This is a genomic window from Paenibacillus sp. P13VS, from assembly GCF_015143645.1.
Lineage (GTDB): Bacteria > Bacillota > Bacilli > Paenibacillales > Paenibacillaceae > Paenibacillus > Paenibacillus xylanilyticus_A.
This window is the reverse complement of record NZ_WYEV01000016.1, coordinates 37,579-56,490: the sequence shown is the minus strand read 5'-3', so window position 1 is coordinate 56,490 and position 18,912 is coordinate 37,579. Positions and strand designations below refer to the sequence as shown.

Annotated in this window: 16 protein-coding genes and 1 pseudogene; 9 read left to right on the top strand and 8 right to left on the bottom strand. The window is 44.5% G+C overall.

Annotation, left to right across the window (positions count from 1 at the left end; translation table 11 throughout):
* Nucleotides 1-15: 15 nt before the first annotated feature.
* Nucleotides 16-87: pseudogene (locus GUA98_RS29835) on the bottom strand (amino acid transporter); the annotation flags it as partial.
* Between the two features lie 146 nt (nucleotides 88-233).
* Here GUA98_RS29835 and GUA98_RS26470 point away from each other — a divergent pair.
* Genes GUA98_RS26470 through GUA98_RS26460 form a run of 3 tightly spaced genes read left to right on the top strand, consistent with a single transcriptional unit; the run spans nucleotide 234 to nucleotide 4,210 of the window.
* Nucleotides 234-1,853: a spore germination protein gene (locus GUA98_RS26470; protein ID WP_153978360.1), complete on the top strand. Its 1,620-nt coding sequence runs from the start codon at nucleotides 234-236 to the stop codon at nucleotides 1,851-1,853.
* Between the two features lie 15 nt (nucleotides 1,854-1,868).
* Nucleotides 1,869-3,092: a Ger(x)C family spore germination protein gene (locus GUA98_RS26465; RefSeq protein ID WP_193724928.1), complete on the top strand. Its 1,224-nt coding sequence runs from the start codon at nucleotides 1,869-1,871 to the stop codon at nucleotides 3,090-3,092.
* A gap of 20 nt (nucleotides 3,093-3,112) precedes the next feature.
* Entirely contained in the window at nucleotides 3,113-4,210 is a 1,098-nt protein-coding gene (locus GUA98_RS26460) for a GerAB/ArcD/ProY family transporter (protein ID WP_193724927.1), read from the top strand.
* A 119-nt stretch (nucleotides 4,211-4,329) separates the two neighbouring features.
* On the opposite strand, the gene GUA98_RS26455 is transcribed toward GUA98_RS26460, so the two are convergent.
* The 4 genes from GUA98_RS26455 to GUA98_RS26440 all read right to left on the bottom strand — a co-directional run bounded on the left by GUA98_RS26455 (nucleotide 4,330) and on the right by GUA98_RS26440 (nucleotide 6,473).
* A complete protein-coding gene (locus GUA98_RS26455; RefSeq protein ID WP_153978363.1) occupies nucleotides 4,330-4,641 on the bottom strand; it encodes a spore coat protein in 312 nt (103 codons plus the stop codon).
* A 14-nt stretch (nucleotides 4,642-4,655) separates the two neighbouring features.
* On the bottom strand, nucleotides 4,656-4,847 hold the full coding sequence (locus GUA98_RS26450) for a spore coat protein (RefSeq protein WP_153978364.1): 192 nt from the start codon (nucleotides 4,845-4,847) through the stop codon (nucleotides 4,656-4,658).
* Nucleotides 4,848-4,953: 106 nt separating this feature from the next.
* Nucleotides 4,954-5,793, bottom strand: a complete 840-nt coding sequence (locus GUA98_RS26445) for a manganese catalase family protein (RefSeq protein WP_095287311.1) — start codon at nucleotides 5,791-5,793, stop codon at nucleotides 4,954-4,956.
* A gap of 167 nt (nucleotides 5,794-5,960) precedes the next feature.
* A complete protein-coding gene (locus GUA98_RS26440) occupies nucleotides 5,961-6,473 on the bottom strand; it encodes a DUF3231 family protein (RefSeq protein WP_153978365.1) in 513 nt (170 codons plus the stop codon).
* Nucleotides 6,474-6,639: 166 nt separating this feature from the next.
* Between GUA98_RS26440 and GUA98_RS26435 the strand changes: the two genes are divergently transcribed.
* Nucleotides 6,640-7,494, top strand: coding sequence for a manganese catalase family protein (locus GUA98_RS26435; RefSeq protein ID WP_153978366.1), 855 nt, complete (start codon nucleotides 6,640-6,642; stop codon nucleotides 7,492-7,494).
* A gap of 75 nt (nucleotides 7,495-7,569) precedes the next feature.
* Here the strand turns inward: GUA98_RS26435 and GUA98_RS26430 are convergent, their stop codons facing one another.
* The gene (locus GUA98_RS26430; RefSeq protein WP_153978367.1) at nucleotides 7,570-7,920 is read right to left on the bottom strand and encodes an AMP-dependent synthetase and ligase; all 351 of its coding nucleotides are present in this window, start codon (nucleotides 7,918-7,920) and stop codon (nucleotides 7,570-7,572) included.
* A 265-nt stretch (nucleotides 7,921-8,185) separates the two neighbouring features.
* Between GUA98_RS26430 and GUA98_RS26425 the strand changes: the two genes are divergently transcribed.
* From GUA98_RS26425 to GUA98_RS26410, 4 genes are all read left to right on the top strand, one after another.
* Nucleotides 8,186-9,592 carry a PQQ-binding-like beta-propeller repeat protein gene (locus GUA98_RS26425; RefSeq protein ID WP_153978368.1) on the top strand — a complete coding sequence of 469 codons (1,407 nt, stop codon included), beginning with the start codon at nucleotides 8,186-8,188 and terminating at the stop codon, nucleotides 9,590-9,592.
* Between the two features lie 189 nt (nucleotides 9,593-9,781).
* The gene (locus GUA98_RS26420; RefSeq protein ID WP_095287751.1) at nucleotides 9,782-10,165 is read left to right on the top strand and encodes a GntR family transcriptional regulator; all 384 of its coding nucleotides are present in this window, start codon (nucleotides 9,782-9,784) and stop codon (nucleotides 10,163-10,165) included.
* Nucleotides 10,162-11,028 (top strand): ABC transporter ATP-binding protein, encoded by an 867-nt coding sequence (locus GUA98_RS26415; RefSeq protein WP_193724926.1) that lies wholly within the window; start codon nucleotides 10,162-10,164, stop codon nucleotides 11,026-11,028. The genes GUA98_RS26420 and GUA98_RS26415 overlap by 4 nt, the downstream gene beginning before the upstream one ends.
* Complete coding sequence (locus tag GUA98_RS26410) at nucleotides 11,021-11,644, top strand: ABC-2 transporter permease (protein ID WP_153978370.1); 624 nt, start codon at nucleotides 11,021-11,023, stop codon at nucleotides 11,642-11,644. The genes GUA98_RS26415 and GUA98_RS26410 overlap by 8 nt, the downstream gene beginning before the upstream one ends.
* A 65-nt stretch (nucleotides 11,645-11,709) precedes the next feature.
* Here the strand turns inward: GUA98_RS26410 and GUA98_RS26405 are convergent, their stop codons facing one another.
* Both GUA98_RS26405 and GUA98_RS26400 read right to left on the bottom strand, forming a co-directional pair.
* Entirely contained in the window at nucleotides 11,710-13,452 is a 1,743-nt protein-coding gene (locus tag GUA98_RS26405) for a methyl-accepting chemotaxis protein (RefSeq protein ID WP_227780141.1), read from the bottom strand.
* 288 nt (nucleotides 13,453-13,740) lie between these two features.
* Nucleotides 13,741-14,376, bottom strand: a complete 636-nt coding sequence (locus tag GUA98_RS26400) for a TetR/AcrR family transcriptional regulator (protein WP_193724924.1) — start codon at nucleotides 14,374-14,376, stop codon at nucleotides 13,741-13,743.
* Between the two features lie 359 nt (nucleotides 14,377-14,735).
* Between GUA98_RS26400 and GUA98_RS26395 the strand changes: the two genes are divergently transcribed.
* A complete protein-coding gene (locus GUA98_RS26395; RefSeq protein WP_193724923.1) occupies nucleotides 14,736-18,788 on the top strand; it encodes an S-layer homology domain-containing protein in 4,053 nt (1,350 codons plus the stop codon).
* Nucleotides 18,789-18,912 lie beyond the last annotated feature (124 nt).

Here is an 18,912-nt window from a genome sequence, read left to right as displayed (position 1 = left end):
AAGGAATTTAACGGCTTTCGCACCCTTGTCCAACTGAGCAGCATTGATGGGACCGATTGGGGCTGATAACGAAATCCCCAGTAAGATTTATCCTAGTACCATGAACGTTGTCCTCTCCTTTCATGTACTTTATCAGCTTATTCCAAGGAATACTTAAATAGGACAACATCTAGATTTTGGCATAATCTTTACGGAAATGATCCATATTAAACGGAAATAAAGGAGGTGAGATTATGCTACTCCGTTGGATGAAAAGAGTATTTCAATCACAACCGCTACCTCAGAAGAACGAGAAATCCTTTCAAAATCAAACAAAGCCATTTGCAAAACTGGATCCATCACTTTCAAATACACTTAGCTCCATTAGAGAAGCTTTTAAGAATAGTCCGGATTTTGTGGTTCGTGAATTTGCTGAATCTGCAGCCTATGATATCCCATTAGCGGTTTGCTATATTGAAGGTTTAACTGACCCAGTCCTGCTTGTAGAGCTAATGGAACATGTCGTCCATTTTGTTAATACTGCCCCATCTAATGAGGAATTACGAGCGGACGATGTCGTGAGAAGGATTTTACCTACGGGTCATATTGAAAATCTGGATTCACCAGATCTGATTTACCGCGCAATTTTAACCGGGCATGTGGTTGTACTGGTTGATGGTGAGCGTTATGCCATAGCAGTTCCCATTCCCGGAGGAGCAAGAAGGTCAGTGGAAGAGCCGACTTCTCAGACTGTAGTTAGGGGACCTAAGGAAGGTTTCACCGAAGAAATCAATACCAATATGACTTTAATTCGGCGAAAAATACGGACTCCTGATTTGAAATTTCAAATGCATCATATCGGAGACTATACACAAACATCGGTTGCTGTGGCTTATATTCAGGGCATAGCCAAGCCGGAAGTGGTAGCAGAAGTGACGAAGCGTTTAAGCGCCATTCATACGGACAGTATACTCGAGAGTGGTTACATAGAGGAGTTCATTCAGGACGCTCCGATCACCCCTTTTCCAACGCTGATCAATACCGAGCGGCCCGATACAGTAGCCGGCAGTTTGCTCGATGGACAAGTAGCGATACTTGTTGACGGGACACCATTTGCTCTTATTGGCCCCGTGACTTTTTTTAACTTTTTTCAAACGACAGAAGATTACTACCAGCGTTATGATATTTCTACTTTTTTGAGAGCCATTCGATTAATGTCTTTTTTGGTCTCTTTGCTGCTCCCATCTACTTTCATTGCATTAACCACATTCCAACAAGAGATGATTCCTACTACCTTATTAATTACACTTGCCGCACAGCGGGAGGGTGTGCCTTTTCCTGCGTTACTTGAAGCGTTACTTATGGAAATTACGTTTGAGGTCATTCGTGAGGCAGGCGTTCGGATGCCGCGAGCGATTGGGCCAGCGATATCCATTGTAGGTGCATTGGTTATTGGCCAAGCGGCAGTAGAAGCGGGATTGGTTTCCGGAGCGATGGTTATCGTGGTATCGTTCACGGCCATCTCCAACTTTGTTATTCCTTACTTCAGCATGGCAACAGCAGTACGTTTGATGCGTTTTCCATTCATGCTGCTGGCTGGTACCCTTGGATTGTTCGGTATATTGGTAGGTGCAGTGCCATTGTTGGTTCATTTGATATCGCTCAAGTCATTGGGTGCGGATTATATGATGCCTTTCAGCCCGTTTTACAAGTCAAACATGAAGGATCTGATCTTGCGGGTACCTTGGTGGGCGATGAAGACGAGACCGAATGAAAAAGCAGGGCCCAACAAAACAAGGCAATCGGCAAATCAATATCCCTCAGGCTCCAACAGTGTTGTAGAACATATTCAAGAACCTGAACCTGATAGATAAGAGGGAGGCAGTTTTGTGATCCGGTGTTTCTACATCCTTATACTCCTCGTTTCAGTGATCTCTATTGCCGGGTGTGGTAATCGTACGGAGCTGAATGAACTGGGCATTACGACTGCAACAGGATATGACAGAAAGAACGGTAACTGGTTGATTACCTATCAGATCATTGTTCCTCCTGCAAGCAGTACAAACGGATCTTCTGGTGGATCCCAATCCGCGGTGACTACCTTTTCATCTCAAGGGAAAACGATTAGGGAAGCGGTAGCCCAAAGCAGTCTGGAGAATCCCAAAAAGTTATACTTTTCACATACCAATGTCATATTAATTGGCCAAGAAGCCGCACAATATGGACTGTCAGAGATCTTGGATGACTACTATCGCAATATCGATGCCAGGGAATCGGTTAAGGTGATCATCGCAGATGGGCAGGCGAAAGATTACTTAAAGAAACTGGTACCACCAGAAAAACAACCTGGCCGGGCACTATCTCAGATTATAGAACGTAACCATGAGCTTGGATCCTATTATCCGGTCATGAATCTGCATGAAATTGCTTTGAAAATAACTTCCGACAGTGGTTCAGCGGGCATTCCCATCCTCACAGTAAAAGGGCAAGACACTAAACAACTGGAGTCCATCGATATTTTTAGGCAGACATCAACGCGAGGCAAGCTAAGACTTCAAGGATTAAGTGTATTTTATAAAGATAAGCAAATCGGTGTATTGAATCAAAGAGAGAGTATGGGCATTTCGTGGCTAACTGACCGAGTGAATAGAACTAATTTGAGTTATGTCAATACACATGGTGAAATCAATTCTTTTTTGATTCAAAAAGCAAGTGTCAAGGTTGAGCCCGTGAAGTCGGGTCATCATTACAGCATTCAGGTGAATGCCAAAGTCAAAGCTGAACTGAATGAGAGCACAACACTTGCAGATATAACAAGCCCACATATTATTGACGAATTGCAGCTGCAAGCTGAGCGAATCATTACCTCGCAGATGATGGAGGGGTGGAAAGCAAGTCAGCGGCTCCATGCCGACATGTTAAGCATTGCTAACAAAATTCATCAAAGACATCCAAAGGACTGGAAAACATTAAAAGAAAAGTGGCCGCAGGAGTTGGCACAGATGGAGATTAACGTAAACGTCGACGTAAGCCTAAGACGAACCGGGCTGCTGCAGGATTCATTCAGTCGGTTGCTTCATAAGGAAAGTGGAGAAAGTGAAGGGGAACATTAACGCCAAGGAGATGTGTAAATATGAATTCAGCCGGATCCGTTCGTGTATCCGAATTGGCCGCTGGTCTTTCCCTGTTCGAAGTTGGAAGTACAACCTTGTTTCTAATGGGCGGAGAAGCGAAGCAGGATGCATGGTTAGCGATGCTAATTGGAGCATTTGCTGGCCTATTGCTGCTAATTATCCATCTTACCATTCATCACCAGGAACCCGACCTGGATTTGTTCCTTTTGTTGAAACGCTACATGGGCAAGATACTGGGAACAGTAGTAAGCTTATCATTTATCGGTTATTTCGCTTATGAAGCTTCCCGGAATCTGCGGGATCTGAGTGAGGTTACCACGTTGACGTTGTTAAATAAAACACCCATGTGGTTGATCAGTATAATCAGTCTGCTGGTTGTAGCCAACACCGTGCGGTACGGATATCGTGTGCTGTTCCTCATTTGCATGATTTTGTTCCCTGTAATAGTTTTCGGTTACGTGTTAATCAGTATTCTTATTCCTGCCACTGGTCTTTTTCATACTGAATTGAGTTTGCCTGTATTGGAAAACGGGTGGGGAAACATATTCAAGGCTGCTATTCCAGAAATTATATCCTTTCCATTCGGACAAGTTGTTTTGTTTTTGGTCTTTTATCCTTATGGCCGTAAAGGAAAGAATCTGAACAAAGTCGTGATCATAGCATATATCGCTACCGCGGTCAGTTTAACATTTATCAATCAACTCATTATTTTCGTTATGGGACCCGACATCGCAATGTTTAGTACGCTCCCTCTGCTGCAAACCGTTCAATTAATTGACATGACAGAGGTGCTTGAACGGATGGACGCCCTGTTCACGCTGCTCCTGTTCTTGGGATTAGGGATTAAGATCGCTTTTTTTTTCCAAGGTGCTGTAATAGGGCTTGAAAGAATCACTGGAGCTAGTTACCGGAGATGGGTACTGCCTGCAGGGATTGTGTTGTATGGACTGTCATTCTTGTCTCCGAATTTTACAGAGCATCTTGAAGTTGGGCGAGGCATTGCGTTGATCTATTCTTCACCGTTATTTCAAATTGTTTTTCCGCTCATATTATTAATTGTTATTCTTATCAAGAAAAGAATGAAGATTAATAAGTGATGCTTTAAGACAATCATGAAGTTGGAATGAATATTAAATACATATTGGAATATAGGAAAATGTGGAATAGTGAACTACAAAACGACTCAGTAGACACTGAGTCGTTTAACTTTAACATTTTATTTGGAGTCCGCTAATTTCAAAGCCGTATCCGATTTTTCCAAATCATGCTCAACTTGTTCTTCGATATTGTAAGGATGATACATTTCATTTTTGATCATATAGTCGGCGATTTTTTGATGCGTATCAATTGCAGTGTCCAGTTGGGCCTTCAGCACTTTTCGAACTCGTGGTGTTGCCGTTTCGGTAAGAGCAATCGCATAAGTGCGTACAGCTGACTTGGCTGACAGAAGCATATCGGTGGCAATCGCAAGATCATCCATTGGCTTGATGGCCTTTACCAGCATTTCTTTGGTCATTGTCGTAGACATAATAAGAATCCTCCTTATTTCAATAGGGATTTCAACTCTTCAATCGCTTGGGATGAATTGTTCAGATCGTCTTCAATCAAGGATTTTAGTTTCTCGTCTTGGACCAGTTCCAGTATGGTAACCGCTTTAGTAGCACATGATGTTTTGAGCGTTAGCAGTTCATGAATTTCAAGTTTCTCGTGTACTGCAAGTTCTTTCGTCGCCATCGTGAAACACCTCCAGATATCGTTGTCTATTGATTAGTACCCAAAATAATAGAGTAGAAACGTAAAAGAAATGATATATATAATGAATACTTCAATGGGTTAACGATTATTTATCGCTCGCTTTTCCATCGAGGTCATGATGTAGTTCTGTGGCAGGAATGACAGGCTCGTAGACTTGCCCTTTTGGAACAGGATTGGAAACGTACACGAAATCCCCGGTACCATCTGGAGCACTTCCTTTCGCCCACAAACCTTCACTGGATTCTGTACCTTCGGAAAGATTCCAGAACTCATAGGCTTCAGGTTGAGATTCCTGCTCGGCCTCTGGTGGGAAGGAAGCAGGAACAACGACGCCGTTCTTTTCCTCCAATTCCTGAATGGCAGCCATCCATTGATACTGATGGTAACGGTCACGTGCCAACATTTTGCGGAACGTCGCCCGAACGCCTTCATCGGTAGTCATGTGATAGAGTCGTGCAACCTGGAGACGGCCCTGACTTTCGGCATGCAGGTTAGAACGCATATCTGCAAGAAGGTTGCCGCTTGCCACAATATATGAACCATTCCAAGGTACGCCAGTAGAGTTCGTAGGTAAACCGCCGAGTCCGCTCACCAGTAGATGTTGAGGATTGATTCCTCCCATAATGGCAGCAGTAACAGGATCCTCAGCTGCTTTTTGCTGTTCAGCAGGTGTGGCGCCATCCAGCAGCTGGCTGATCAAAGCGCAGAGCATCTCAACGTGGCCGATTTCCTCGGTGCCGATATCCATAAGCATATCTTTATATTTTTCTTCGCCACGACAATTGAATCCTTGAAAGAGGTACTGCATCATTACGGTCATTTCGCCGAATTGTCCACCCAATACTTCCTGGACCTGACGGGCAAATACGGGATCCGGGCGATCTACTTTTACTTCGAATTGTAATTCCTTTTGGTGTCTGAACATGTGAATCCCTCCAATGGTATGGTTGATTAATTCTAAATCTATATAACCTGTCCAATTAATTCTAAACAAAAGGGAAACACAAAAAAGACAAAGAGGGAGCAGAATGACGGCTCCTTCTTTGTCTTGAACGGGCATTGAATGTTCCTTAAATTAGGCGCTGCGTATGCTTACTCCGAATCTGGTCTTTTGATTTGAAGAGGAGGAGGAACAAGCCAGCCTTTTTCTTTGACCAATTGCAAAATGCGCACGCCTAGTGCCGTCTTGGTTACGTGATATTTGGCGAATAATGCACCGATATCTTCCCGGATGGATTGTCCCATGACCTGGCTCGCAGCAACCAGACCCAACGAGGTGTCTGCTGCGATTTTGGCTGCGATTTCAGGATCAGTAAACCTTGCGCCAGCGGGGATATCCTCCAATTTGACAGGAGGTCTTTCGGGCAGCATTGGGGCCGGAGCAATGCCATTCTCGGTCAACAAAGCATCGCACTCTTTAATTTCCAGTTTGGCCTGATCCAGCAGGTCATCAAGGATTTTTTTCAGATCCTTATCTCCTGCATGGTTCATGTACGCCTGGTAACAGGAAATGGAGCCTTTTGCCACCATGGAGCATTGCCACACGCTGAAGATTTCTCCGTAGTGCATGGGTTCGTCTTTGGGATTGCCACTCAATATACCCATTTTATCGTATCCCTCCAAATATTCAGTCGTTTTACCGGGTTAGGTTCTCCTTAATCAAAGAATTATATTCTTGCTCCGAATCCAATCATTGGGTGAGCTTGATATCACATAAATCCAGGAAGAAGGCAGAAACTAAGGCTGTAATTCACTTGAATGGAGGACAACCATGTTTTTTTATAGAGAAGATCTGATTAATATGATTGTTCCGGATAAACCGGATCCGGCAGCAGCCAAAGTGTTACAGGAAACATTGGGCGGACAATTTGGAGAAATGCGTACGATGATGCAGTTTTTCTTCCAGAGCAGCAACTTCCGCGGAAAAGCAACACAATACAGAGACCTGCTTCGTGGTGTATTTCTGGAGGAATTAAGCCACATCGAATTGGTACAGCAAACGATAAATCAATTATTGACCGGAGCAGGAGCGGAGGGGGCAGGCGATGCCGGCCTGGACGGAGCTCCACTCGACGAAGCCATCAAACATGCGAATCCGCATCATTATATTATGGGGGCACAGAGTTCTCTGCCTGTAGATGCAGCAGGTAACCCATGGCTTGGGAATTACGTCTACGATCATGGCAATCTGGTCAGCAATTTGCTTGACAACGTTGTATTGGAATCGACGGGAGTATTACAAAAAACAAGAATCTATGAAATGAGTACAAACAAAGCGTTTCGTGAAACGTTGGGTTTCCTGATCGTTCGTGATAATTCACATCAAAATGCATTCGCGAAGGCCCTCGAAACGTTGGGTGTAAATTGGGGAAAAGTGTTTCCAGTGCCGAACTACGATATCAACAAATACCCGGAATGCCAAAAATACGTTGACCTTGGCTTCCATAATGCCCAGTTTAACTTCCGGTTGGATAATACCCGGATTGCTGAAATATATAGCGGCCAATCACCTAGTCGTAATGGCGGCGAACTGAAAGTTACTGACCCTCCGCAGGGATTCCCACTCCCATATATGCCGGAACTTCCTAATGAGCATAGCCCTGGCCTGCATGACTTGAATGCCTGAGTACTTACTTACATGAAATAATAACTGCAAAAAAAAGAACCCATATCATTGGGTTCCTTTTTTTTATACATATGTTTATTGACGATGCTGGTTTGGATACTGTCCGAACGTTTGCCCAGTAATACTGACATTTGGGTTGTTATAAGGTTGTTCTAAGTATGAAACATGTTGAGAAGTCGTGCTCACGAGCTGTTGAGCGAGATTGGCGATTTGTTGTAATTGCTGAATAGCGGTTTGGTGTCCTTGAAGTGCGGTTTGAATCATATGAGCCGCTTGCTGCTCGCGTTGAGCCAATTGTTCAAGCTGCTGAGCATTGCTTTGCTCCTGTCTCAGCAGTTGTTGATACTGCATGGAAGCTTGCTGTGTTTGCTGCGTAAGCTGCTGAGCCAGATGGGAAATTTGTTGGGACTGTGAAAATTGATTCAAGTGAGTAGCCTCCTACATGTCATTTGGATTACTTGGAGTAGTATGCAAATCAGATTGGTGAAATATTCACTATTTACTAAGAAAAAGGGAGCTTAAAAGGTTACCTTAAGATGATCCAAGTTGAAAAAATTACAGACAAAATATAATTTGTTAATTGCTCCCATATTAATCCTCTTGTATACTAGATTCGTTCCAAATGTTTACTTTTTACGCAATAAAGATTAAGTAGATTTAATAGCTTACACTTTCATGAAGGAGGATTTCCATGCCGAACAAACAGACTAAATCACGAACAGAAAAACGTAAATCTCATCCCTACGTTCGCACGCTTACAGGGTTAACCGCAGCCATCATCGCTGTTAGCGGAGGGTTCAGCGCGATGCCTTCCCAGGCACTCGCGGAGAAAGCGGATATCTCCATCTACAATTGGAATTCATATTCCAATTTAACTGTACCTGAACGTAAACCTTCCTGGACAGTGAAGGTAGACTCTTATACAGATCAGAATGAAAGCTATCAAGGACAACAGGCTGTTGCAGAAGACGGTAAAGTATTTGCCTTTTCTAATCGCAAGCTGGTCGCCTTGGATGCAGCAACGGGCAAACAGCTCTGGACATATGGTAAAGATCTGACCCCTAGCATCGTTTATGACAATGGCGTTCTGTATGGTCTAACCTCCAGCCATAAGCCATATGCGGTAAATGCCAAGACTGGAAAGGCTGTATGGCAATCGGGCACATCCACATGGGTGGATACGCGTGAGCGGACCGAAGCATTAATTCCTACTGCAGATACACTATACGTCATCAAAGGAAGCACCACATATGCTTTTGATCGGAAGACAGGCAAGCTGCGGTGGAAGGCTGATGAAGCATTAGCCGAAGGCAATGGTACAGCGTATCTGCAGGAATCCGATGGAGTGGTGCTGCGAACCTTCTTTGTGCAGGGTGCACTGACTTCTGTGCAATTAAACGCTTATGACAAGAAAACCGGGAAAAAGCTATGGAGTGAGTTTGGACAGGGAGAGGCACTTCAAATTAAAAATGGATTGGTATATTCCGTCGATTATTACACTCCGCTGCTTCAAGATTATGAATCTGACCCGGACCGGAAGGTACAGGTGAATGCCTTTAATCTCAAGACAGGAACACGTAAAGGAAGTATGGACTTCACTTGGAAAATGTCCGGCGACCCGCCGTATGAGCACGGCCAAGGGAGTGCATTGGCTGATAATGGGAAGATATATATTGAACAGGCAGGCAAGATTGCTGAATATGATCTGAATACGTATAAGAATGGTGATGCTCCAACGAGGACGTTTCAGCCTCCTGGCGGGGTGAGTGGAGAACTGGTAGCGGTTGTTCAGGATCGTCTAATCTACAGGGACTCTGTTACAGATAGCGAATTAAAGGGTGTTAAGCTGGTAAACGGCAGTGCGGTTCAATGGAATGGCGATGCTCCAGTGTCGCAGGTTAGCATATATGGCAAAGGAATCTATCGTGCGCAGCGTAACGGTACACTGCTTGGAATCAATATGCTGACAAGCCAGCCTGTATTCCGTGTGAAAACCGGGGCTGATTTGCATGAAGCAACGCTGAAGACCGGCAGCATGATTATTATACAGGCCGAAGGCAAACTGATTGGCGTCAAGCTGCCAGCATCGCTGAAATAGTGGGCGATTGAAGAGTGGTGCCATGAGGGAAAATAAATGGAACTTAGAGGGACGGACATTTCCGTCCTTTTTTGCTGTGCGCGTAATCGTCTTATAAGCTGGGCAAATATGGATTGACGAATGAGTGCATAGTGTATATATTATATATACACACTATGCACTTAATAAACACCAACGAGGTGAATGACCATTAAAATTCTGATATCCAACGCTTCGAGCGATCCCATCTATATGCAGATATTAACCCAGATCAGGCAGAGTATTTTGAGCGGAGAGTTGGTTGCCGGGGATAGTCTTCCCTCCATCAGGCAGCTCGCCAAGGATCTGCAAGTCAGCGTGATTACGACCAAACGTGTCTATGAAGAGCTGGAAAAAGAGAAGTTAATTGACTCCGTCGTAGGCAAGGGCTGTTTCGTCTCAGGAGCCAATCAGGACTTTATTCGGGAGCAGCGGATGAAACGGCTGGAAGAGAAAATGCTGGAGATTATTCGGGAAAGTAAGGAATTAAGTATGACGGAGCAAGATGTAATTCAACTTTTCACTATGTTGTCTGAGGAGGAAACTTCATCATGAATGCCATTGAACTGCGTAACTTAAGCAAGGTGTATCCCTTATTTAAGGTGGATAATATATCTCTGGATGTAAAACAGGGGTATATTACTGGGCTCATTGGACCGAATGGGGCGGGGAAAAGCACCCTGATCAAAATGATCATTGGCTTGATCCACCCAGACTCGGGTACGATCAGGACATTGGGACATGAGATGCCCGCTCAGGAAGTAAATATTAAGCAGCGTATTGGTGTCGTATCGGATGAATGCTTTTATTATGAACATCTGACGATCCGTGAAATGAAAAAAATGATTGCACCCTTTTATAAGAAGTGGGATGAGCAGCAATTCAATGGATACCTGGAGCAATTCGAATTGTCGCCGAAGAAGAAGATCGCTGATTTGTCCAAGGGGATGAAAATCAAGTTCTCTCTGGCCATCGCTATGTCACACGATGCTGATCTTCTCATTATGGATGAGCCGACATCCGGTCTTGATCCTGTATTTAGAAGAGAGCTTCTGGATCTGCTCTCGGATCTGATACAGGATGAGACAAGATCCATTATCTTCTCAACGCATATCACGACGGATCTGGAGCGTATAGCGGACTATATTGCATTTGTTAATCAGGGCAAACTTGTGTTTAACGAAACGAAAGATGATGTACTGGAGAGATATACGATCGTAAAAGGAGATAGGGAGCTGTTAGATGGGGATACCCGAAATCAATTTATCGGAATTCGCGAGACAGCCGTTGGTTTTGAGGCACTGGCAGACAATAGGGAAGAGGCTGCAAGGTTATTCGGAAGCTTTGCCCTTTTGCAAAGACCTACCTTGGAGGATCTGATCTACTTTACGGCAAAAGGGGGACGCAAACATGCTTAACCTGCTTCGCAAAGATTTCATAGCGCTAAGAAGTTCACTGTGGACGATTGGATTATATCTCGTTGTGTTTAGCCTGGCATTCATACCCAACCATGAAATGTCGATGTATTTTGTCGGGATCTACACGGCATTTGGTTCCGTGATTCTGGCAACCATGATTGATATCAAAAACCATAATCATAATTTCCTGGTTACCCTGCCGGTCAGCCGCAAAAATATCGTGCAAGCCAAGTATGTATCTGCGATCCTGTATACCTTATTTGGTGTGCTCGCCTCGTTCGGAATTCACTGGCTGGTTCACTTGAATTTCCCTCAGCTGAATAAGCCAAGCTATACCTTCATGGACATTATGGTTTCCATAGGCATGGTATTGGTGCTGGTATCCATCTATATGCCGCTCTTTTATGCACTGAGTAAAAAGGGAGCAGGAATAATCAATGCTATATTTATGGTTGCACTCATTCTTCTTGCTCAGCCTTTTGCTGTTCTTATGACCATGGTCAATGAGAAAGGTCTGGATGGGCAACTTATAGCCATGATATCGATTGGGATAATATTCATCTTCGGTGCATCCTATGTGTTAACTACTTATTTGTTTGCGAGAAAGGATTTATAAGAAATTTAAACAAATGATATTAAGAAAACCCCGCCGCCTGATTCATCAGGTAACGGGGTTCTTTATTATTTTGGATCGGATTTCGTCACTTCAATCTGAAATTGATCGGAATAAGATTTGAGGTTGCCTGCAAGGCCAGCGAGCTGCCCGGAAATGTTCGATAGTTCGCTCGCGGATCGCTGCTGCTCCTCTGCACTGGCCGTAACTTCTTCCGCCATGGCCGAAGTTTCCTCTGTTGCAGAAGCGATATAGCTTAGGTGCTGTTCCACTTCCTGACGAATGGAATGCATATTCATTGTGCGGTTCTCCAAACGCTGAGCAAGCTCGTGCACTTCAGTCGATAATTGGCTAACCTGTCTGAACGCCTGAAGGCAATCAGCAATCTGTTGTTCCTGCTCTTTGACCGCAACCATATTCGCTTCAAAATGACTGCCCATCCGTTGGATTTCTTGAACAAATGAACTCAGAATCCCATCAATCTCCTGGATGGAACGTTCAGATTGCTGAGCGAGCTGGCCCATTTCACCAGCAACGACGGCAAAGCCTTTACCCGCCTCACCGGCACGGGCTGCCTCGATGGAAGCATTCAGCGATAAAATCTGGGTTTGTTTCAGGATATTATGAATTTGTCCACTAATGGAAGCAGCGAGCTCTGATTGAGTGGTTAAAGACCTGGAAATTTCCTGCTGATGCTCAACCCGCTTGGCATTTTCCCGGCCCTTTTCAAGTAGAACCTCATGTTCGCGTGTAACTTGTACTTGTACGGAAGATAGCTGCTCAGAAGTATGGGTGAACTGCTGCACGTATGTACCAACTTCATCCATAATCTTGCCGAGGTTCTCTGAATGCTGGACGGAGTGTTCTGTCTCTTCCGCCTGTTTCATGGAGCCTATGGCGATTTCCTCGATTGCTCTGGAAAGTTCCTCGGTCTGGCGCTGGTTTGTCTGAGCGGTTTCCGCAATATTTGCCGAAGACTGCTGCAGCGTATCAGACCCTTGCTGTATTCCCTTCAGTATGTTCGTCAATTGCGAAGCCATGACGTTAATCAGGTCACTGATGTCACCGAGCTGATCGTTGGATAGATGTTTGGATACCACTGTGAGATTCCCATCCGCGACCTGTTCGAGGCTTGACTTGATATCGCGCACTTGTTTGAGAATGCCTCTTACCACCAATAGCATCATGACCAGCGATAGAATCAATACAACCACAAAAATCGGAATAATGGTCCGATACGCATTATTCACCGATTCAGAGGATACTTGATTCACTGCTGCAGCAGAAATATCAATGCCCAAATAACCAACAATTTCATCTTGAGGATCCTTGATTGGTGTAAAGGAGGAGAGCAGCTGTCCCCAGGTTGGATCATCCACAATGCCTGTAGTCACGACTTCACCGTTTAGCAGGCGTTCCTGAATCTGGGGATTGAATTCCATTGCCGTTCCGTAAGGGCTATATTCCGTATCGTCCCAATCAGCTCCATCTATCGTGTACATCCAGCCGTCTGGCGTTTTGTTATACATATATACATAGAGGGCTCCCGATTGAAGCCGGACTTTAACGAGTTCGTCTCTAAGACTTTTGTATTCTTCGCTTTCCTCCGAAGCCGTGGAGTATAATGTCTTGATCGATTCTGATTCCTGGCCCAGCAGGGAGGCGGTGTTTACAGCTAACTGCTGATTGTTATGCTGCATGGTCAAAACAGATGCATTTTCACTGGAGTGGATGGTCGTCCACATAATGAGACCGCCCATGGCCAGTAGTGGCACCAGAATGATTAAATACAGTTTGAGTCTTAAGTCCATCTTTATCTTGCGAGTCTGTCTCACGTTCTGTTCCCCCTTGGAAGTAGTTAAAACAACGGGTTTTTCGTATAACCCCATACTATTTATCGTAAATTGTGAGGAAGAAATGAAGATCAGTCCTAGATTTGGATTGACAAATGTGAAGATGAGCTTCTCAGAAAACAGCGAAGAGCCTGATATAAACTGGTTTCAACTAAACGGTCTGGACCTCTGAGATAGAATGGAGGCTGTACAAACAAAAAAAGACCTATCCGGTTGGATTGGTCTTAAAAGGGTTCATGGAATTTTTCAGTTACTCAAATGCTGCACCAGCATCTCAACGAATCGTTTGGCGAATTTCAAATCGCTTTGAACGGTAACGTGATCTTCTTCTGAGGCCAGACTCATTTTCTGCAGCATACTCATCATGGTTACAAAGATAAAATGGGCTGTATTAAGGGGATCAGGATCAGGCTTCAACGTACCATCTTTATATCCGGTCTCCAGTGCATCTAACAGGAAATGTTGTTCCTTTTTACGTTTGATAAACTGATTGTATTGTTCTCTCAATTCTTGGCCTGAATCATAGGCATCATAGTGCAGGTCGAATAATAATACGAATTTGATATAACCGAGATGAGTGGAGGCGTAATGGACCCAGGCTTCAAGCATGGAAGCAAGCATCTCTCGGCCGTTCATTTCTGGTGAAGCAGCATTTTTCACGTATCCGGTCATACTCTCCAGAATTTCCACTTGTACCGCCAAAATAAGTTCGTCCATGGATTGAAAGTGCTTGTAAAAGGTAACCCGGCTTATTCCCGCTTCGCTGCATATATCTTTGATGTTCACATTAAGAAAGCTCTGCTTCATGCATAATTCTTTGGCTGCTGCAATTAGAGCTTCCCGGTTTTTGTTTTTAAAATTTTGGTGCCAGTTCTCAGTCATAGGAGATAACCTGTTCCTTCACATGGTTTTTTGCATCGTCCGTACAAGGGCGCGCCCAAGGATAAGTGCACCAACAATATAAGGAATATGAATGTGTTTGTCAAACAGCAATCAAGCAACAATAGTTCGATATTGATCCCTATACTGGAATAGGTTGTGTTAATCCTGCGGCATATCCCTGACGATCTCCGGCATAACTGGCGACCACAATTCTCAATAAATATGAATATATTAACATGTAATTTACATAAACATGCAAAAATCAACATATTCCTCTCGTATGATATAGCTGGCTAATCTAGTAATCATGAATGAAATAGCACTAGATGCACATTCATGCCAAATGAGAGGAGAACATGATGATTAACCCATTGTACAAAAAGATTCTGGCCATCCTGCTATCAACCGCGCTGGTTATTGGATGGTTTGGGGGACTGGGTTCGGCACCAGTAGTTAAAGCAGCGGAGGCAGTTGAATCTCAAGCAGACATCTTGCTTAGCAAAAATTCAACGTGGAAGTATTTTGATCAAGGTCAGGATTTAAAATCGGTATGGCAGGCTGTCTATGAAGACAATACCTGGGCAGTAGACAAAGCTCCTTTTGGTTACAAAGACAATGGTAGCGGCATATCAACGACATATTTCGGACCGCTTCAGACAGAAGTGGGCTATGGTGGTAACCAAGATCTGAAACACCGCACTACATATTTTCGGACAACGCTGACAGTTAATCAGGAGCAAATCCAAAATTATGGTCAAATTCTGGGTACCTTCGGCATTGACGACGGTGCTGTTTTATATGTAAATGGCACGGAAGTTCGCAGATTCGGTATGCCTGATGGGGAGATCAACTACTCTACCAAAGCAACATCTTCTATGGATCTGCCCGTTATGTATACCGATGTGGATCTGACCAAACCGTTTAAAACGCTCCTGCATGATGGGGAGAACATCATTGCAGTGGAAGTCCATCAGCAAAGTGATGGAAGCTCGGACCTGTACTTTGATATGGAGCTGAGAGCATTAGCTGACGCACCGGCAATCGATATTAGCAAAGTCACAGCTACGTTCCATGGTGACGCCAAAACAAGTAAAGGGTTTACCTGGTATACACCGCTTGCTTCGACCAATAGTCATGTGCAAGTGGTTAAAAAACAGGATGGAGCTCCCGATTTCAGCACGGCGCAATCCTATACCGGTGAAGCGATCATCTCCAGAAACTCTCCGGGAGAAAGGGTTCATAAAGCAGAAGCTGCAGGACTTGAAGCAAATACTTCATACTATTATCGTGTCGGTGACGAGACGCTTGGCCTCTGGAGTGAAACAGGAGAGTTCAAGACAGCTCCAGAGGGTGGAGCCTTTACCTTTGTTGATCTAACGGATACTCAAGCGAAGGATGAGGAAGAGGCCCGTTTATCCGCGGAAACGCTGTCAAAGGCACTAGCTACCGTTCCGAATGCAGAGTTTGTCGTGCACAACGGTGATGTTGTTGAGAATGGGACCTCGGAACAAGAATGGAACTGGCTGCTTGGGTATTCTCAAGAGGATTTGATGAGAACGACAATTGTACCTTCTGCAGGCAATCATGAGAACAAAAACTATGCATTCTATGATCATTTTAATGTAAAACAGCCGGAGAATGCGGCGACGGTCACAGGTGCTTATTATTCCTATGATTACAGTAATGCACATTTTATCGTTCTGAACTCCAATGAAAATTCGACGGATTATGCGAACTTCTCGAACGAACAAGTGGAGTGGATGAAGCAGGATGTGGAGCAGGCCAAATCTGCTGGAGCCGAGTGGATCATCGTCAATATCCACAAAGGACCGTATACCACGTCCAATCATGCGACCGACAGTGATATTATTGGTGATAACGGGGTTAGAAATAAAATTGCCCCGCTCATGAATCAGCTTGGCATCGATCTTGTTCTTCAAGGACATGATCACATCTATGCCCGGACCAAACCGATCAAGCAGGATGGAACTGCTGAAGAAGTTTCCACAATAGAGGAAACATTTCAAGGACAAAGCATTAAATACACCGTTAACCCGGATGGAACTATTTACATGATTCCAGGTACGGCAGGGGCCAAAGTATACTTTAAAAATACGAAACCTCAACTGGGCGATGCATATTTTAGCCTGTTTGAACGTGCAGAAGAGAATCATGCCCGTGTGTACGGGGATACAACGAGTGCAGCAAGAGGTCAGGTACAGAATTTCACCTCATTGACTGTTGATGGAGGCAAGCTTACAGCGATCGTTTATGAAATCGATCAGAATCGATTTAATGCTGAACCTTTTGTCGTTGATACATTTGGAATTACCAAGGATACACAATCCAATGGTGAGCAAGTGAGCAAAGTTACGGTTACGTTTAATGGAGATCCAACCACTAGCAAAGGATTTGCCTGGTACACATCCGAACAGGTTCCAGGAAGTGATCTTCAGGTTGTTGAAAAAACAGCTAATATTGCTGACTTCTCCAGTGCAATCTCTTATGAAGGACGTTCCGACCGCTCCGTGAATTCGCCTAATGAACTTGTACACAAAGCGGAAGCAACGAATCTGAAGCCAGATACGCTTTATTTCTTTAGAGTGGGCGAAGCTTCCAGCAATACGTGGAGCAAGACGGGCACGTTCCGTACAGCGCCGAAGACAGGAGCCTTTACATTTATTGATCTGGCCGATACGCAGGCGAAGGAAGAGGATGAAGCGATTCTTTCCTCCGAGACACTGGACAAGGCACTTGCAACCATTCCGAATGCACAATTTGTGGTGCACAATGGAGATATTGTGGATAAAGGTGTCAAAGAAGAGCAGTGGAACTGGCTTCTAGGACATTCTCAATCAAGCCTTCTGAATACAACAATCGTTCCATCGGCGGGGAATCATGAAGATGAAAACTTCGCTTTTATCGATCATTTCAACCTGGATGTACCGGAGGACTCGGCAACAGAGACAGGGGCTTATTATTCATACGATTATAGTAATGCACACTTCGTGGTGTTGAATTCAAACGAAGATTCAGAAGAGTATAACAATTTCTCGGCAGAACAGGTCCAGTGGCTGCAGGATGATGTAAAAGAAGCTCGCAAAAACGGGGCAGATTGGATCATTGTCAATATCCATAAAGGTCCTTATACAACGTCCAATCATGCAACAGATTCGGATATTATCGGACCAAACGGAGTACGTAACAAAATTGCTCCGCTGATGGCAGAACTGGATATCGACTTTGTGTTACAGGGGCATGATCATATTTACGCCCGCACCAAACCGATTGATAAGACAGGGAAAGCGAAAGATGCTGTCAAGATTACGGAAACAATGAACGGTAATAAGATTGAATACGCGGTGAATCCGGATGGCACCATTTATCTGATTCCAGCAACAGCCGGACCGAAAGTATATTATAAAAATCAGGATCCTGTTCTTGGGGATGCGTATTACAGCTTGTTTGAGTTGGCAGAAGAAAATCATGCTGCAAAGTATGGACCAGATCCAAATGACGATCGTCGACCGAAACGCGGGCAGGTTCAAAACTTTGTGGGCATCACCATCGATGGAAACAAGCTTACAGCGGTAACGTATGAAATTGATCAGAATATTAATGATGCAAAACCGTTTGTTATTGATCAATTTGGCATGATCAAGAAGTCGAATACGGAAACACCGAACCCAGGACCAGGTTCATCCAACCCAGGCTCAGGTGGCGGTTCTGGAAACAATGGCGGGTCTGGAAGCAGTACCCCAACACCTGGAACAGGTTCTGAAACATCGCAGCCAGGAACAGAGCAGGGAAGCAAGCCGGACACCAGTAATCCTAGTCAACCTGGCAATGGAACTGTTGGCGGCAGCAATGGAAATCTACCACAGCTGAAAGATACCGAAGGACACTGGGCGAAATCGCTCATCGATCAAGCTTTGACTGCAGGATTTGTACAAGGCTATGGCGATGGAAGCTTCCGTCCGGATCAAAAAGTAACCCGGGCGGAGTTCATTACCATGCTGGGCAGAGCCATGAAAATGAATACAAGCAGCACGGCAACTACGTATACCGATGCAAAACAAATTCCAATCTGGTCTGCTCCATACATTGTGGAAGCAGCTTCAGCAGGCATTATCAGTGGGTACACAGATGGCTCATTTAAGCCGAATAAACCACTGAACCGCGCTGAGATGGTGACCATGATTGCTCGGGCAAGCAGCACACCGGAAGGTTCCACGGCTTCGCTTTCTTTTGAAGACCGGGATCAGATTCCTGCATGGGCAGTGCCGTACGTGGCTTCTATGGTTGAGGCCGGCTTGATTGATGGTGTAGGCGGTAATCGATTTGCACCATTGCAAACGGCAACGCGGGCTGAATCGGTCAAATTAATCTTAAGTATTCTGGACGAAAACTAACTATTCGTTGATAGTCAGCCTGACCCTGCATGGTTATTTACCTGGGGTCAGGTTTTTTTTGTGTAACAGAACGATCCTTATATTTAAATTTCACAGATCGATAATCCATTCTCTGATACAATGA

Coding starts and splice junctions, on each gene's coding strand:
- GUA98_RS26470 (WP_153978360.1), top strand. CDS start 234: ATGCTACTCCGTTGGATGAAAAGAGTATTTCAATCACAACCGCTACCT.
- GUA98_RS26460 (WP_193724927.1), top strand. CDS start 3,113: ATGAATTCAGCCGGATCCGTTCGTGTATCCGAATTGGCCGCTGGTCTT.
- GUA98_RS26455 (WP_153978363.1), bottom strand. CDS start 4,641: ATGTCTACGACAATGACCAAAGAAATGCTGGTAAAGGCCATCAAGCCA.
- GUA98_RS26450 (WP_153978364.1), bottom strand. CDS start 4,847: ATGGCGACGAAAGAACTTGCAGTACACGAGAAACTTGAAATTCATGAA.
- GUA98_RS26445 (WP_095287311.1), bottom strand. CDS start 5,793: ATGTTCAGACACCAAAAGGAATTACAATTCGAAGTAAAAGTAGATCGC.
- GUA98_RS26440 (WP_153978365.1), bottom strand. CDS start 6,473: ATGGGTATATTGAGTGGCAATCCCAAAGACGAACCCATGCACTACGGA.
- GUA98_RS26435 (WP_153978366.1), top strand. CDS start 6,640: ATGTTTTTTTATAGAGAAGATCTGATTAATATGATTGTTCCGGATAAA.
- GUA98_RS26425 (WP_153978368.1), top strand. CDS start 8,186: ATGCCGAACAAACAGACTAAATCACGAACAGAAAAACGTAAATCTCAT.
- GUA98_RS26415 (WP_193724926.1), top strand. CDS start 10,162: ATGAATGCCATTGAACTGCGTAACTTAAGCAAGGTGTATCCCTTATTT.
- GUA98_RS26410 (WP_153978370.1), top strand. CDS start 11,021: ATGCTTAACCTGCTTCGCAAAGATTTCATAGCGCTAAGAAGTTCACTG.
- GUA98_RS26405 (WP_227780141.1), bottom strand. CDS start 13,452: ATGGACTTAAGACTCAAACTGTATTTAATCATTCTGGTGCCACTACTG.
- GUA98_RS26400 (WP_193724924.1), bottom strand. CDS start 14,376: ATGACTGAGAACTGGCACCAAAATTTTAAAAACAAAAACCGGGAAGCT.
- GUA98_RS26395 (WP_193724923.1), top strand. CDS start 14,736: ATGATTAACCCATTGTACAAAAAGATTCTGGCCATCCTGCTATCAACC.